Raw genomic sequence first — 13,735 nt, 5'->3', positions numbered from 1 at the left:
AGGGTACCAGCGGTAAAATACTATTATCCTTAATTATCCGTCGGAATGCGCGCTCTGCCAGTGGAATTTGCAGAAACTTACGATAAACAAGTAACAGATTTTGTCAGCATATTGCCAGTAGTGCGTTAACCCAGCATGATGAGTAATAATTATTGGGTTAGGTGTTGTGGAGTAAATATGCAGAGAAGATCACTTCGGTACTGGATGCCGGGTTTGACCCAATTGATGGCGTATGAACGTGAATGGCTCAAACCCGATGTCAGGGCGGGTCTATCCGTGGCCGCAGTCGCATTACCTATTGCTATTGCTTATGCTGAATTGACGGGGGTTAGTGCCGCTGTTGGTTTGTACTCATGTATTTTGCCGATGATTGCCTACGCTTTCTTTGGTTCATCGCGACAATTAATCGTCGGACCTGATGCGGCAACTTGTGCGGTGATTGCCGCGGTGGTCGCGCCGCTGGCTGCGGGGAGCAGTGAGGTGCATTGGCAGCTTACCATCATGATGACATTGATGATGGGCACATGGTGTCTGGTGGCCAGTCGTTTCAAGCTGGGGGCTTTGGCTGATCTATTATCACGGCCAATATTGACCGGGTTACTTAATGGGGTGGCAATTACCATTATTGTCGATCAGCTCGGTAAGGTTTTTGGTTTTATGACCCGCCCCCCACAACTGATTGAGCGGGTACTGGCATTACCCCATAATTTGATTAATAGCCATTTGCCCACTGTCGCCATTTCACTACTGACTTTTGTGGTGCTGTATGGTGTTAAGTGGTTACGGCCAAACTGGCCTGCACCGCTGTTGGCGATCGTCATGGCGACCTTTGTTTCCTGGGCTGCCAATATGCAGCAATTTGGCGTGGCGGTGGTCGGCGGGTTCGATGGTGGCTTGCCAATGGTGCATTGGCCTGATTTCCAACCCGGCCTGCTGCGCGATATGGTTATCCCGGCACTTAACCTGGCCGTGGTCAGTTTTGTTAGCATGATGCTGACCGCGCGTAGTTTTGCCGCCAAAAATGGTTATGAGGTGGATGCCGATGTAGAACTGCGCGCCTTGGGTATTACCAACATTGTTTCAGCGCTATCACAAGGTTTTGCTATCAGTGGGGCCAGTACCCGTACAGCCGTAAATGACGCCAATAATGGCAAAAGCCAGTTGGTTTCTATTATTGCTGCGTTGATGATTGCGATGGTGTTGCTGTTTTTAACCCGGCCGTTGCAATTTATCCCAATCGCAGCGCTGGGCGTGGTGCTGATTTATGCTGCCTGGTCACTACTGGGATTCAGGAGTTTATGGCAATTACGTAAACGTAATACTCAGGCTTTCTATTTAGCGATATTTACTTTTGTCAGCGTAGTATTGGTCGGCGTGATTAGTGGTATCGGATTGGCGGTACTGTTGGGGCTATTGCAGTTCCTGCGCACGGTATTCCGCCCAACAGAACAGTTATTAGGGGTTAATGCTGATGGTATGATCCATTCAATGCGTAGCGGCAATGGGATCAAACCTGTACCCGGCGTGATGATTTATCGTTTTAATTCACCTCTGACCTATTTTAACGTGGCGTACTTTAAGCGGCGGATTTTGAATTTGGTTGACAGCACACCCCATCAGGCAGATTGGGTGGTTATTGATGCGGTCGCCAGTTTTACCTATGCCGATATCAGTGTTCTATCGGCGATTGATGAGCTTAAACGTGACCTGAAGCAACGCAATATTAAGTTGATACTGGCGGGAAGACGTACCGAACTAACACGCTGGTTTAGAGTTAATCAATTGAAAAGTCAGGATAATGACCTAATTCTGGTACCGGATCTCTATCTGGCACTAAAACTGATTCAAAGTAAGCAGCGGGTGGCAGAGAAACAAGAACCAGAGATAGGTGCCGAGCCTGAAGTTAGTGCATAGGTATCAATCATTGATGAACAAAAAGGGCCGTAATGGCCCTTTTTGCTTTTACTTGGCGGGGTACTTACTCCGCTGGAGTGGCAGGGCGCAACAACATATATAAACGGAACAAATACACCAGCAATAATGCAGAAACCAGATTGCTAAGCGCACTTAAAATAATAGTCGCAATCGGTGTTGGCAAAATAGTCAGGTGGCTTACCAGATACAACAGAATCAATTTGGCCGCTATCCACAGCATCATCGCAGGGATGATTAACCGCACATTGGCAAATGCCAATTTAATACTGACTCTTATGGCCGAGAAAACCCCCATTTTCTCTGTGGTCACGATAATCGGTGAGAGTGATAACGCGACAGCAATGACCACACCAGGCACGATAAATATTGTTAATCCTAACTGAATCAACAAAGTACCGATAAACATCAGCAGCAGCAAGCGAGGCAAGATCGGTACTGAAATACCAATAGCTTGCAATGCACTGACCCGACGGCCCATCGATACCATAGAAATCAGGGTTAGCATTCCACCGACTAATAACACGTTACCGACTAAGGCAGAAAAGGTCGCCGCCGCAGAGACTTTAAGCAGCACCATCTGCTGCTCCGGTGTCATCTGCGATACTATCTCACTGATACTGACACTTGCTGATGACGCAATATCACCGTCCGCAGCACTTAAAATACCCAGTTGTTCAGCATCAGGGATAAATGCCTGATTCAGCATGACGGTAATGAACGCAGTCAGTAAAGCCAGCAGCAGGATTGCCGGCAGTTGATTACGTAAAAAGTTAAAACTGTCACGGTATAAACTGTTAGCCGTGATAGGCATGAAAGCTCCTTGGGATCGAAAAAATAGCGCTAGCCGATGATTATACCTTGTTATGAGGCGCTGTGGGATCCTGTCATTAATCTAGCAGTGATTTCTTCTAATCTGATTACCTCGACGTTATCAATAGCTAACGGTGGTAACCCATAGTGCGCACGGGCGCGGTCACAGTGCGGATTATGAATTCCGGCATCCCCTGAGCGTTCAAATTCATAACAGGGCGGTGGGCGGTCGCCATAAATTGTACAGGAAACAGCGTGACCGACTTCACCTTGAAGTGCACTGCAACGGGGGGATTTACAGTTAGTACCGGACATACAGCTTATAAAAGGTGTGACTTGCTCGGTCATGGCGTTGGGCACTGTACCGCCTCCCTCTTTGGCTTCAGCCCAATAGAACGACACTCTAAAATAGGCGCAACACGCACCACAGTTTTGACACGGATTAATTTCAGCGTTCATCTTGAATCTACTGCTCCTTACAAAGTAAACAGCCAACCGATCGCGATTTCACACATACAACATCCAAGCATAGCAGCATGACAACGGTTCCATTTTTCATCAATGGCTGTTAGCACAATTTGCGGCTAAATGGTTTTTATGATCCAGATCAATTTCAATATTATTAAGGAATTAAATAACCTTACATAAAATAGGATTTATTTAATTTGTTACCAAAGATGTGATCTCGATTGGATCATGAATACTCATTTATGGGTATATTTTGCTCGCGAATATACCTACAAATGGAATGGATAATGAAAAAAGTCACTTTGGCATTGTTAGCTGTAGCCGCTCTGGCTCCCACTGCGGCAAGCGCGCATCAAGCAGGCGATTATATTTTCCGGGCAGGGACAGCAACTGTCAGACCAAATGCCGGGTCTGATGATGTATTAGGTTACGGTTCCTTCAAAGCGGATAACAATACTCAGTTAGGGCTGACCTTCAGCTATCTGATTACTGATAACATCGGTGTAGAATTGCTGGCTGCCACGCCGTTCCGCCATAAAATTGGGCTGGAGGCAACCGGTACCATTGCTGAAGTTAAGCAATTGCCGCCAACCTTAATGGCGCAATACTATTTCCGCGATAAGCAAGACAAACTGCGCCCGTATCTGGGTATCGGCCTGAACTACACCACCTTCTTTGATGAGAAATTTAATAACACAGGGCAAGGTGCCGGTTTGACGGATTTAAGTGTTAAAGATTCGTGGGGTATTGCTGGGCAAGCGGGTATGGACTACATGGTCAGTGAAAACTGGATGCTGAATATGTCGGTCTGGTGGATGAATATCGAAACTGACGTGAAATTCAAAGCCGGGGGTGAAGAGCAAAGTATTCATACCCGTCTTGATCCATGGGTGTTTATGTTTGGCGCGGGCTATCGTTTCTAATTACCCTTTGTTCTTGACGTTGCAGGGGTGTTGGCTGCACTCACTTACCCGAATCACTGACCTGAGTCAGCTCATCGGGATGCGTTTGCTGGCTGCCTACCTGCAACGGCAATAACTTTGGGCAATACCCTTCGTCCTTGCCGCTACAGAGGGGCTGAGTTCACTCATCGGTGACAAAGGAGGCGCGAAGGGCGCCTCCGAACAGGGGATTATTTGATTTGCATTCTATCACTAACAGATTTCACCCCAGGTACGGTACGGGTGATCTGTACTGCACGGTTTGCATCCTGACGCGAACTAACAAAGCCGCTTAACTGGACCCGTCCTTTAAAGGTCTCAACACTGATTTCAGTAGATTTAAGATTCTTCTCACCCAGTAACGCCGATTTTACCTTGGTGGTCACCACAGTATCATCCAGGTATCCACCTGTGCCTTCAGATTTAGGTGTTGGTGCACAGGCTGCTACTGCCATTGCCATGATTACTACAATACATAAAGCTGAAAGGGTCTTAAAAAGCTTCATAAATTACTCTCCATGTTTGCCAAAAATTTAACAGGACATTACGAAAAAAATAACTTGTTGAAAGCGTTATAAACACATATTGACGTCGTGCTACTGATCACTCATCGCATCCAAAATGTAAAGAAATGCTTAGGGCGTTACATAATTATTGGTTATGAATAGTGTTAATTCAAATTTGCAGCAGATATATAGCGTGGCAGGCGAGAAGTTCGAGCGAATATAGCGCCTGATCTGAACCGACAATCAGGCGCTGGTGGTGAGATTAGCCGCGAGTTGCCGCTTTCATTTCAGTCACAAAACGCGACAACTGGGCTAACATCTCCACGGGCTGTGAGACATTATTTTCAATGATTTTTACAATCGCGGAGCCTGAAATCGCGCCGGCCGCACCGGCTGCCAGACTGGTCTTCACTTGTGCTGGCTGTGAAATACCAAAACCTTGTAGTGCTGGGGCGGCATTATATTCACGCAGTTTATCAATCAGATGATTTAGCGCAAGCTGACCGTGATTCTCAGCACCGGTGACACCCGCACGTGACAATAGATAGGTGTAACCACGGCCATGAGAAGCTATCTCGCGCAGTAAATCATCGTCCGCATTGGGTGGGCAGATAAAGATAGGCGCAATCCCATGGCGCAGTGCCGCTGCGCGGAACAGGGCTGACTCTTCAAAAGGTACGTCCGCAATGAGCACTGAATCGACACCGACAGCAGCACAACGCTGGTAGAAACTATCAATTCCATTGTGGAATACCAGATTTGCATACATCAGCAGGCCGATGGGAATAGCGGGGTGTTTTTTACGGATTTCCGCCAGCATTTCAAAGCAGATACCGGGTGTCACGCCAGCGGCAAAAGCACGCAATGCTGCATTTTGAATGGTTGGGCCATCTGCAAGTGGATCAGAGAATGGTATACCCAGCTCCAACGCATCGGCACCTGCCGCAATTAATGTATCAATAATCTCTAAAGATAGAGCCGGTGTTGGATCCCCTAGCTGTACGAAAGGAACAAATGCACCTTCTTTTTTGGCTGCCAACTGATTGAAAAGTTGCTGATAACGCTCCATTAAATCTCTCCCCGTGCTTTCAGAATATCGTGAACGGTGAAAATGTCTTTATCACCGCGCCCGGACAGATTCACTACCAATATCTGTTCTTTTTCCGGCGACGCTTTAATCATTTTTAAGGCATGGGCCAAGGCATGGGAGGATTCCAGTGCTGGAATAATCCCCTCTTTGCATGACAGCGCTTTAAAGGCATCCAGTGCTTCGTCATCGGTAACGGAAACATAATCAGCACGACCAATGCTATTTAAATAAGCATGCTGTGGCCCTACGGATGGGAAGTCTAATCCCGCAGAAATTGAGTAAGATTCTTCGATTTGGCCGTCACTGGTCTGCATCATCGGCGATTTCATGCCGAAATAGATGCCTACTTTACCGTGTTTGAGTGGTGCACCGTGCTGGCCGGTTTCAATACCCAACCCTGCTGGCTCAACACCAATCAGAGCAACACCTGGCTCATCGATAAAATCAGCAAACATACCAATCGCATTCGAGCCGCCACCGACGCATGCCAGCACCACATCCGGCAGACGGCCTTCCCGGGCTAACATCTGCGCTTTGGTTTCTTCGCCAATCATCCGTTGGAATTCACGCACGATAGTCGGGTAAGGGTGTGGGCCTGCTGCGGTTCCCAACATATAGTGGGCGGTTTCGTAACTGCCAGACCAATCGCGCAGTGCTTCATTACAGGCATCTTTCAAGGTGGAAGAACCGCTGTGCACTGGGATCACTTCAGCCCCCATCAGGCGCATACGGAACACGTTGGGTGACTGGCGCTCAATATCTTTGGCACCCATGTAAATACGGCATTTCAAGCCGAGCAGGGCGCAAGCCAGTGCTGACGCTACCCCATGTTGACCTGCGCCGGTTTCCGCAATGATTTCGGTTTTACCCATGCGTTTGGCCAATAAGGCCTGACCCAAAACCTGATTGGTTTTGTGCGCGCCGCCGTGCAGCAGGTCTTCACGTTTCAGGTATAACTTGGTTTTTGTCCCGGCGGTCAAATTCTGACACAGGGTTAGCGCGGTCGGGCGACCAGCATAGTTCTTTAACAGATCCTGAAATGCTGCCTGGAACTCAGGGTCCTGTTGAGCACTGACAAAAGCCTCTTCCAGTTGCTTCAATGCTGGCATCAAAATCTGCGGCACATACATGCCACCGAACTCGCCAAAATAAGGATTAAGTGTGGTCATTTTTCTGTCCTATGGGGTGACTAAAGTGTGTCCATGAATCATGAATAAAGTTAGCCAAAAATTATCCATCAGTAAGCGCGTAACGTCTGGAAAACAGCGGCGATCAGTTGTGAGTCTTTGATGCCGGGGGCACTTTCTACACCGGAATTGAAATCAAGACCGGCACAACCCAGTTGGGCTGCTGCACAACAGTTATCAGCGCTTAGCCCACCCGCCAGCAGCACATTATCCAGCGGTTGACCGGCCAGTAATGACCAGTCAAAGCGTTGACCGGTGCCACCGTTGCCGTGGTCCAGAACATAACGCTCGACATGTTGTGAGTTGCGTTGCGGTACACTATCGTCAACACGCAACGCCTGCCAAATTTGGCAACTGCCAGGCAGTATCGCGCGCAGTTGATTGATATAGCTCTGATCTTCTTGCCCGTGCAACTGCACTGCCACCAGCGACAGGCGCTCGGCTGTTTGCTGCACAGTTCCAATTTTGGCATCACGGAAGACGCCAACATACTTCAATGGTGCGCCGCTAATCACAGTCCGTGCTTTGGCGATATCCACATAACGCGGCGAACTACCAACAAAGATTAAACCACCATAGACGGCACCTGCTTGATAAGCTGCGGCGGCATCTTGAGCGCGGGTCAGGCCGCAGACTTTATTTTCACCGAGTAACACACGGCGCACCGCAGCATTGAGATCGGGTTCAGACATCAACGCGCTGCCAATCAGGAACCCGTTGGCAAAGTGACTCAGTTCGCGCACCTGTTGGTAATTATTAATACCTGATTCGCTAATAACCGTGACACCTTTTGGCAGCCGTGGGGCCAGTTCGCGGGTGCGATCAAGGCTTATCGACAAGTCACGCAGATCCCGGTTATTAATACCGACCACTTTGGCACCTAATGCAATCGCCCGATCCAGTTCTTCAGCATTACTGGCCTCGGTCAACACCCCCATATTCAGGCTGTGTGCTACGGCGGCCAGTTGGCGATAGCTGTCATCATCGAGCACCGATAGCATCAGTAAAATGGCGTCAGCCTGATAAAAACGCGCCAATTGAATCTGATAGGCGTCGATAATAAAGTCTTTACACAGCACCGGCTGAGTGACGGCAGCACTGACGAGTGGTAAGAAATCAAAGTTGCCTTGGAAGTACTTTTCATCGGTTAATACCGAGATGGCCGATGCATAATTTTTATAAACTGCTGCAATGTCTGCCGGATTAAAGTTTTCGCGGATAACCCCCTTGGACGGGGATGCCTTCTTACATTCCAGAATAAAAACGGTCTTACTGCCTTGCAGCGCGTGATAAAAGTCGCGCTGGCTCAGGGTAATATCGTTTTGAAAACTAGCCAGAGGCTGTTGCAATTTCCGAGCGGCAACCCAGATTTCCTTATCGTGCACAATGTGGTGGAGCACGGTTTTATTAAGCCCAGTTTCCTGCATGATTTATCCTCTCGCCGCCAGAGCGGTAACACAGTCAAAAGCCTGACCGCTGTGAATCATTTCCAATGCCTGCTGTGCGTTATGGCGCAGGTTTTCCTGACCGTGCAACTTCAGCAATAACGCCACGTTAGCCGCAACGGCTGCGGCGTGTGCCGGTTCACCTTTACCTTGTAACAACCGTGCTAAAATGTCACGGTTTTCTTCCGGTGCGCCGCCTTGTAATGCGCCCAGTGAATAACGGTTCAGACCAAAATCTTCCGGTGCTAACTCATAGCTTTCGATGTTGCCGTTATTCAGCTCTGCCACCTGAGTCGGTGCATGAATCGCCACTTCATCCATTCCCCCACCATGTACCACCGCAGCACGCTGGTAACCCAACACTTGTAGGGTTTGCGCGATGGGTAATACCAAATCAGGGCTGTAAACACCAATCAGCGCCAACGGCGGGCGAGCCGGATTGATTAATGGCCCCAACACATTAAACAGGGTGCGGGTCTTCAACTGCTGGCGAACCGGCATCGCGTGGCGAAAGCCAGTGTGATACTGCGGGGCAAACAGGAAACAAACTCCTAACTCATCCAAGGCTAATCTGGATTGTTCCGCGCTCATGTCCAGGCGAATACCAAATGCGGCCAGCAAGTCTGATGAACCGGAACGGCTGGAAACACTGCGATTGCCATGCTTGGCCACTTTTACGCCGCAACTGGCGGCAACAAAGGCGCTGGCAGTAGAGATATTGATACTGTTAGTGCCGTCACCCCCGGTACCAACGATATCGGCGAACAGGTAATCCGGGCGCGGGAAGGGCTGTGCATCCGCCAATAAGGCTTGCGCGGCACCCGCTATTTCGGCAGGTGTTTCACCGCGTACTTTCATACTGATTAACGCCGCCGCCAATTGGCTCGCTTCCAGTTCACCTCGCACGATAGAGCTAAACAGGATTTGGCTTTCCGCTTGGGTCAGGGATTTAGCCTGAAACAGTTTTTCCAATAATAATTCTTTTGATAATAATAAGTTTTGCATCTTATAGTCCTTAATTACACCCTACCCAAAGAACATGGTGTTACAGGTGACAGCATGCGAGTAACGAATGTAGCTAACACCGCTACAGCTTCATGTGTGGAGGACATAATGCCCAGTCCAGCGTCTGCTCAAGCAAACGGGCACCATGGGTGGTTAAAATAGATTCCGGGTGAAATTGGTAGCCACACACCCGATGTGCGTCATGGCGCACCGCCATAACCATCTCACCAAAACGGGCGTTAACAGTTAATTCTGTTGGGATATTGCTGCCCACTAATGAGTGGTAGCGGGCTACTGGCAGCGGATTCGGCATGCCTGCAAACATAGCTTGTCCATCGTGTTCAATGGCCGAGGCTTTGCCGTGCAGTATCTCTCCGGCCTGTCCTACATGGCCGCCATAAGCTTCGACAATGGCCTGATGGCCAAGGCAAATACCGATAATTGGCAACTGGCCGCGTAAACGTTGCAATAATTCGGGCATACACCCCGCCTGTGCCGGTGTGCCAGGACCGGGCGAGAGCATCAACACCGGTTGTTCGAGTTGTTGCAAGCGGGCGATAATGGTATCGGCGGCGATTTGGTTACGGTAAATCACCACCCGATGGCCACTGGAACGTAATTGGTCCACCAGGTTGTAAGTAAAGGAGTCAATATTATCGAGCAGCAAGATATCAGCCATTAGAAGATCTCCCTGGCATGGTGTGCGCTAGCAATTGCCCGCAGAACCGCACGTGCTTTATTGCGAGTTTCATCGGCTTCGGCCTGTGGAATGGAGTCAATCACCACACCGGCCCCCGCTTGGACCGTGGCGATACCGTCTTCGACATAAGCTGAGCGGATAACAATGCAGGTATCCAAATCGCCGTGTGCGGTAAAGTAACCCACCGCGCCACCGTAACTGCCCCGACGTGCGCCCTCACTGCCAGCAATCAATTGCATAGCGCGAACTTTCGGTGCGCCGCTCAGGGTGCCCATATTCATACAGGCTTGATAAGCATGCAGTACATCCAGATCCTGACGCAGCGTGCCCACTACGCGCGAGACCAAATGCATCACAAAGGAATAGCGGTCAACTTTAGTTAAATCGGCCACATAGCGGCTACCCGGCTCGCAGATGCGGGCTAAATCATTACGGGCTAAATCCACCAGCATCAGATGTTCAGCCAATTCTTTATGGTCAGTGCGCATCTCCAGCTCAATACGGCTGTCTAAATCGCGATCCAATTCACCATTGGCACGGCGGCCACGCGGGCGGGTACCGGCAATCGGGTAAATCTCAATCTGGCGGTTGGTGGCGTCATATTTCAGCGCACTTTCCGGTGAAGCACCAAACAGGGAGAATTCGTTATCCTGCATAAAGAACATATACGGGCTGGGATTATGGTCTTTCAATGTTTGGTATGCCGCCAGTGGTGAGGGGCAAGGCAGTGAGAAACGGCGTGAAGGAACAACCTGGAAAATTTCGCCTTCTCGGATTGCTATCTGTAATTGGGCCACCACTGCACCGTACTCGGCGTCTGATTGGTTACACTGTAACGCCATCTCAGGCACTGACTGGGCCGGGATCGGTTGTGGTGCTTGCTGTAGCTGGTGGCTAACTTGTTCTAACCGCTGGGTCAGACGCAAATGCTCGCTAGCGTCGGCGGTAAACAGACTGGCTTGCAACTGCGTCGAGCGATGCTGATGATCCAATATCAACAAGGTTTCGGCTAAATAGAAGCAGAAATCCGGGCAACGTTGGTCCTGGCGCAGCGGGGGTAAATTTTCAAAACCCGCCACCAAATCGTAAGCGAATAGACCACCAATGAATACGGCTTCCCGCTCAGCTATGGGTGCATCGACCAGTTTTAGTAGCAAACGTAGCGCATCAAAAACCGACAATGACTGTAAACGAGAGTCTTCATCTTGCACTTCGTTAATGATAGGGAAGGTTAATTCACGGCCATTCGGGCGCACTTGAATCTCTACTTGTGGCGGTAACGCAGCATCTAACAGCGGTAATAACGACGCGCCATTGCGACTGAGTGCTTCAATCGTGACTTTCTGCTCAAGGGCGGTAATACGTAAAGCACTATCAATAATCAGCAGGCTTTTTAAGTTCTGTTTACTGGTCACTTCTGCGGATTCAAGCAGCAGAGTGGCTGGTCGTGCGCCGCAGAGCTGGTGAAACAGCGCGGTTGGGTCATCGCGGTAACACGCCGGGGTGCTCAGTAACTGTAATGTGGGGCGCGAAGTTTGCATCATTTATCTTTCCTGAAAAGTGATTACGCCGAAATCTGACCATAAAAAAGCCCGCTATTAGCGGGCTGAAGCAATCTGCATTGTCTGGTGACTGATATGCGTGATTACATCGCCCGAGAGAGGGAGATGTGCCACCAACGCAGTAAGGAAATCAGGGAAGTTTTCATTATCAGTCACTACTCTCTATGATTGCATTCAGTTTATTCCCCTTGCCCTTGAAGCCGCAGGGGGTTAGCTACATTCACTTGCTGTTAACTCATACGGTTAAGTACTCCGTGAACTTGTGTACTAGTTAACTGGTTCACGAGGTAAATGTCAACCCTTGATTGATTGTTTTCTAACAAAGTCTGTGCGGTTATCTATTTCACTTTAATTTCGCTACGGTGGCAGAGCACGACTAAGTTTGATTAACGTTAGTGTGTTATTAACAGGTATGATAGCCCGCCACGCTTTTTCGGATTTTTGTTTTGGTTAATAAGACCATTTTGATAAATAAACCTGTTTTGACTGATAACACCACCTTATCTGATAGGGCCGATGCCGCCACATCAACGGCCTTTACACTTTATGATTTGCATAGCCATACCACTGCGTCGGACGGCTTGTTAACCCCTTCGGCACTGGTAATAAGAGCAGCACAGATGCGGGTAGGTGTTTTGGCTATTACCGATCACGATACCACCGCAGGGTTGGCTGAAGCCGCCGCCACCATTGCCCAGCAACAATTGGCACTACGGCTTATCCCTGGGGTGGAAATTTCTACATTATGGGAAAATCACGAGATCCATATTGTGGGATTAGGTATTGATACCCAGCATGCCAGTATTGGCAAATTATTGAGTGAGCAGTCCAACTATCGCTATATTCGGGCGCAGGAAATAAGCGCGCGACTGGAAAAAGCGCGGATTCCCGGTGCCTGGGACGGAGCTAACCGCTTGGCGGGGGGCGGACAGGTAACCCGTGGGCATTTTGCCCGCTATCTGGTGGAATTGGGGTTAGCGAGTAACGTTGGGCAGGTTTTTAAAAAGTATTTAGCCAAAGGCAAGACCGGTTATGTCCCCGCACAATGGTGTACAATAGAACAAGCTATTGAAGCAATTAAGCAATCTGGTGGGCAAGCGGTACTGGCGCATCCGGGTCGTTACGATTTAACCGCCAAATGGTTGAAACGTTTATTAGCCCATTTTGCCGAACATGGCGGTGATGCCATGGAAGTTGCCCAGTGCCAACAAGCCCCCCATGAACGAGCGCAGCTTGCACAGTATGCGCGCGACTATAATTTACTGGCATCCCAGGGATCTGATTTCCATCAGCCTTGCGCCTGGATTGAATTGGGCCGCAAATTGTGGCTGCCCGCAGGGGTGGAACCAGTATGGCGTGATTGGCCTGTAGAGCCAGCTAACGCGAACGTTGAATGATGAGGTAGTGTCATGAGTCAATTTTTTTATATACACCCGGAAAACCCTCAGCCGCGACTGATCAACCAAAGTGTTGATGTGTTACGCAAGGGCGGGGTGGTGGTTTACCCGACAGATTCTGGTTATGCCCTTGGCTGCCGTTTAGAAGATAAAGCGGCAATGGAACGTATTTGCCGAATCCGCCAATTAGATGGTAATCATAACTTCACACTGGTGTGCCGTGATTTGTCGGAGTTATCGACTTATGCATATGTTGATAATTCAGCGTTTCGACTGATCAAAAATAATACCCCGGGTAATTACACCTTTATATTGAAGGCGACGAAAGAAGTCCCTCGGCGTTTGATGAATGACAAACGTAAAACTATTGGTTTACGTGTGCCTTCTAACCCTATTGCGCTGGCGTTGCTGGATGTATTAGGCGAGCCTTTGATGTCGACGACATTGATGCTACCGGGTAATGACTTTGCTGAATCCGACCCGGAAGAGATCAAAGACCATCTCGGTAAGCAAGTGGATTTAATCATCCATGGCGGTTCATTAGGGCAGCAACCCACTACAGTTATTGACCTGACTGATTCCTCTCCTGAAGTTATTCGTGAAGGCGCGGGGGACGCCACACCGTTCCGCTAAATATCTTTATATCTGGGGTGTTGGATACGGCATAACCGAAAGGTACCGCTATCCAA

The 13,735-nt window shown here is 49.2% G+C and carries 14 protein-coding genes and 1 other annotated feature; of the genes, 4 read left to right on the top strand and 10 right to left on the bottom strand.

Translation table 11 applies throughout. From position 1 onward, the window contains the following. The first annotated feature begins 177 nt into the window (after nucleotides 1–177). Complete coding sequence (locus V1956_RS13795) at nucleotides 178–1,914, top strand: SulP family inorganic anion transporter (protein ID WP_372558965.1); 1,737 nt, start codon at nucleotides 178–180, stop codon at nucleotides 1,912–1,914. Nucleotides 1,915–1,978: 64 nt separating this feature from the next. Here the strand turns inward: V1956_RS13795 and V1956_RS13790 are convergent, their stop codons facing one another. Together V1956_RS13790 and V1956_RS13785 are read right to left on the bottom strand one after the other, a co-directional pair. Next, entirely contained in the window at nucleotides 1,979–2,746 is a 768-nt protein-coding gene (locus tag V1956_RS13790; RefSeq protein WP_372558966.1) for a YciC family protein, read from the bottom strand. 50 nt (nucleotides 2,747–2,796) lie between these two features. Next, nucleotides 2,797–3,204, bottom strand: coding sequence for a YkgJ family cysteine cluster protein (locus V1956_RS13785; protein ID WP_372558967.1), 408 nt, complete (start codon nucleotides 3,202–3,204; stop codon nucleotides 2,797–2,799). Between the two features lie 296 nt (nucleotides 3,205–3,500). On the opposite strand from V1956_RS13785, the gene ompW reads away from it, so the two are divergent. Then, a complete protein-coding gene (gene ompW / locus V1956_RS13780) occupies nucleotides 3,501–4,136 on the top strand; it encodes an outer membrane protein OmpW (RefSeq protein WP_372558968.1) in 636 nt (211 codons plus the stop codon). A gap of 209 nt (nucleotides 4,137–4,345) precedes the next feature. On the opposite strand, the gene V1956_RS13775 is transcribed toward ompW, so the two are convergent. The 8 genes from V1956_RS13775 to trpL all read right to left on the bottom strand — a co-directional run bounded on the left by V1956_RS13775 (nucleotide 4,346) and on the right by trpL (nucleotide 11,795). Further along, nucleotides 4,346–4,660, bottom strand: a complete 315-nt coding sequence (locus V1956_RS13775; RefSeq protein ID WP_083158929.1) for a BON domain-containing protein — start codon at nucleotides 4,658–4,660, stop codon at nucleotides 4,346–4,348. Between the two features lie 262 nt (nucleotides 4,661–4,922). Further along, the gene (gene trpA, locus V1956_RS13770) at nucleotides 4,923–5,729 is read right to left on the bottom strand and encodes a tryptophan synthase subunit alpha (protein WP_442825235.1); all 807 of its coding nucleotides are present in this window, start codon (nucleotides 5,727–5,729) and stop codon (nucleotides 4,923–4,925) included. Beyond that, on the bottom strand, nucleotides 5,729–6,919 hold the full coding sequence (gene trpB, locus V1956_RS13765; protein WP_372558970.1) for a tryptophan synthase subunit beta: 1,191 nt from the start codon (nucleotides 6,917–6,919) through the stop codon (nucleotides 5,729–5,731). The genes trpA and trpB overlap by 1 nt, the downstream gene beginning before the upstream one ends. A gap of 68 nt (nucleotides 6,920–6,987) precedes the next feature. After that, nucleotides 6,988–8,364 carry a bifunctional indole-3-glycerol-phosphate synthase TrpC/phosphoribosylanthranilate isomerase TrpF gene (gene trpCF, locus V1956_RS13760; RefSeq protein ID WP_442825234.1) on the bottom strand — a complete coding sequence of 459 codons (1,377 nt, stop codon included), beginning with the start codon at nucleotides 8,362–8,364 and terminating at the stop codon, nucleotides 6,988–6,990. A gap of 3 nt (nucleotides 8,365–8,367) precedes the next feature. Beyond that, nucleotides 8,368–9,387, bottom strand: coding sequence for an anthranilate phosphoribosyltransferase (trpD, locus tag V1956_RS13755; RefSeq protein WP_442825233.1), 1,020 nt, complete (start codon nucleotides 9,385–9,387; stop codon nucleotides 8,368–8,370). A gap of 82 nt (nucleotides 9,388–9,469) precedes the next feature. Next, nucleotides 9,470–10,066 carry a glutamine amidotransferase-related protein gene (locus tag V1956_RS13750; RefSeq protein ID WP_083158925.1) on the bottom strand — a complete coding sequence of 199 codons (597 nt, stop codon included), beginning with the start codon at nucleotides 10,064–10,066 and terminating at the stop codon, nucleotides 9,470–9,472. After that, entirely contained in the window at nucleotides 10,066–11,628 is a 1,563-nt protein-coding gene (locus V1956_RS13745; RefSeq protein ID WP_442825811.1) for an anthranilate synthase component 1, read from the bottom strand. Before V1956_RS13745 ends, V1956_RS13750 begins: the two co-directional genes overlap by 1 nt. Nucleotides 11,629–11,669: 41 nt before the next feature. After that, nucleotides 11,670–11,771 (bottom strand) — a sequence feature (Trp leader region). Then, nucleotides 11,733–11,795, bottom strand: coding sequence for a trp operon leader peptide (trpL, locus tag V1956_RS13740; RefSeq protein WP_002227930.1), 63 nt, complete (start codon nucleotides 11,793–11,795; stop codon nucleotides 11,733–11,735). (Overlaps the previous feature by 39 nt.) A 318-nt stretch (nucleotides 11,796–12,113) precedes the next feature. Between trpL and rnm the strand changes: the two genes are divergently transcribed. Next, the gene (gene rnm / locus V1956_RS13735) at nucleotides 12,114–13,046 is read left to right on the top strand and encodes an RNase RNM (protein ID WP_442825232.1); all 933 of its coding nucleotides are present in this window, start codon (nucleotides 12,114–12,116) and stop codon (nucleotides 13,044–13,046) included. A gap of 12 nt (nucleotides 13,047–13,058) precedes the next feature. Continuing rightward, nucleotides 13,059–13,679 carry an L-threonylcarbamoyladenylate synthase gene (locus V1956_RS13730; RefSeq protein WP_005191561.1) on the top strand — a complete coding sequence of 207 codons (621 nt, stop codon included), beginning with the start codon at nucleotides 13,059–13,061 and terminating at the stop codon, nucleotides 13,677–13,679. Nucleotides 13,680–13,735 lie beyond the last annotated feature (56 nt).

It is taken from the genome of Yersinia sp. 2540 StPb PI (assembly GCF_052217165.1).
GTDB classification, from domain to species: domain Bacteria; phylum Pseudomonadota; class Gammaproteobacteria; order Enterobacterales; family Enterobacteriaceae; genus Yersinia; species Yersinia enterocolitica_E.
This window is presented reverse-complemented; position numbering and strand designations above follow the sequence as displayed.

Bases quoted from the DNA above. Each gene is read 5' to 3' on its own strand.
- V1956_RS13785 (WP_372558967.1), bottom strand. From the start codon at position 3,204: ATGAACGCTGAAATTAATCCGTGTCAAAACTGTGGTGCGTGTTGCGCC.
- trpCF (WP_442825234.1), bottom strand. From the start codon at position 8,364: ATGCAGGAAACTGGGCTTAATAAAACCGTGCTCCACCACATTGTGCAC.
- trpA (WP_442825235.1), bottom strand. From the start codon at position 5,729: ATGGAGCGTTATCAGCAACTTTTCAATCAGTTGGCAGCCAAAAAAGAA.
- V1956_RS13745 (WP_442825811.1), bottom strand. From the start codon at position 11,628: ATGCAAACTTCGCGCCCCACATTACAGTTACTGAGCACCCCGGCGTGT.
- V1956_RS13730 (WP_005191561.1), top strand. From the start codon at position 13,059: ATGAGTCAATTTTTTTATATACACCCGGAAAACCCTCAGCCGCGACTG.
- ompW (WP_372558968.1), top strand. From the start codon at position 3,501: ATGAAAAAAGTCACTTTGGCATTGTTAGCTGTAGCCGCTCTGGCTCCC.
- trpD (WP_442825233.1), bottom strand. From the start codon at position 9,387: ATGCAAAACTTATTATTATCAAAAGAATTATTATTGGAAAAACTGTTT.
- V1956_RS13790 (WP_372558966.1), bottom strand. From the start codon at position 2,746: ATGCCTATCACGGCTAACAGTTTATACCGTGACAGTTTTAACTTTTTA.
- trpB (WP_372558970.1), bottom strand. From the start codon at position 6,919: ATGACCACACTTAATCCTTATTTTGGCGAGTTCGGTGGCATGTATGTG.
- V1956_RS13795 (WP_372558965.1), top strand. From the start codon at position 178: ATGCAGAGAAGATCACTTCGGTACTGGATGCCGGGTTTGACCCAATTG.
- V1956_RS13750 (WP_083158925.1), bottom strand. From the start codon at position 10,066: ATGGCTGATATCTTGCTGCTCGATAATATTGACTCCTTTACTTACAAC.
- V1956_RS13775 (WP_083158929.1), bottom strand. From the start codon at position 4,660: ATGAAGCTTTTTAAGACCCTTTCAGCTTTATGTATTGTAGTAATCATG.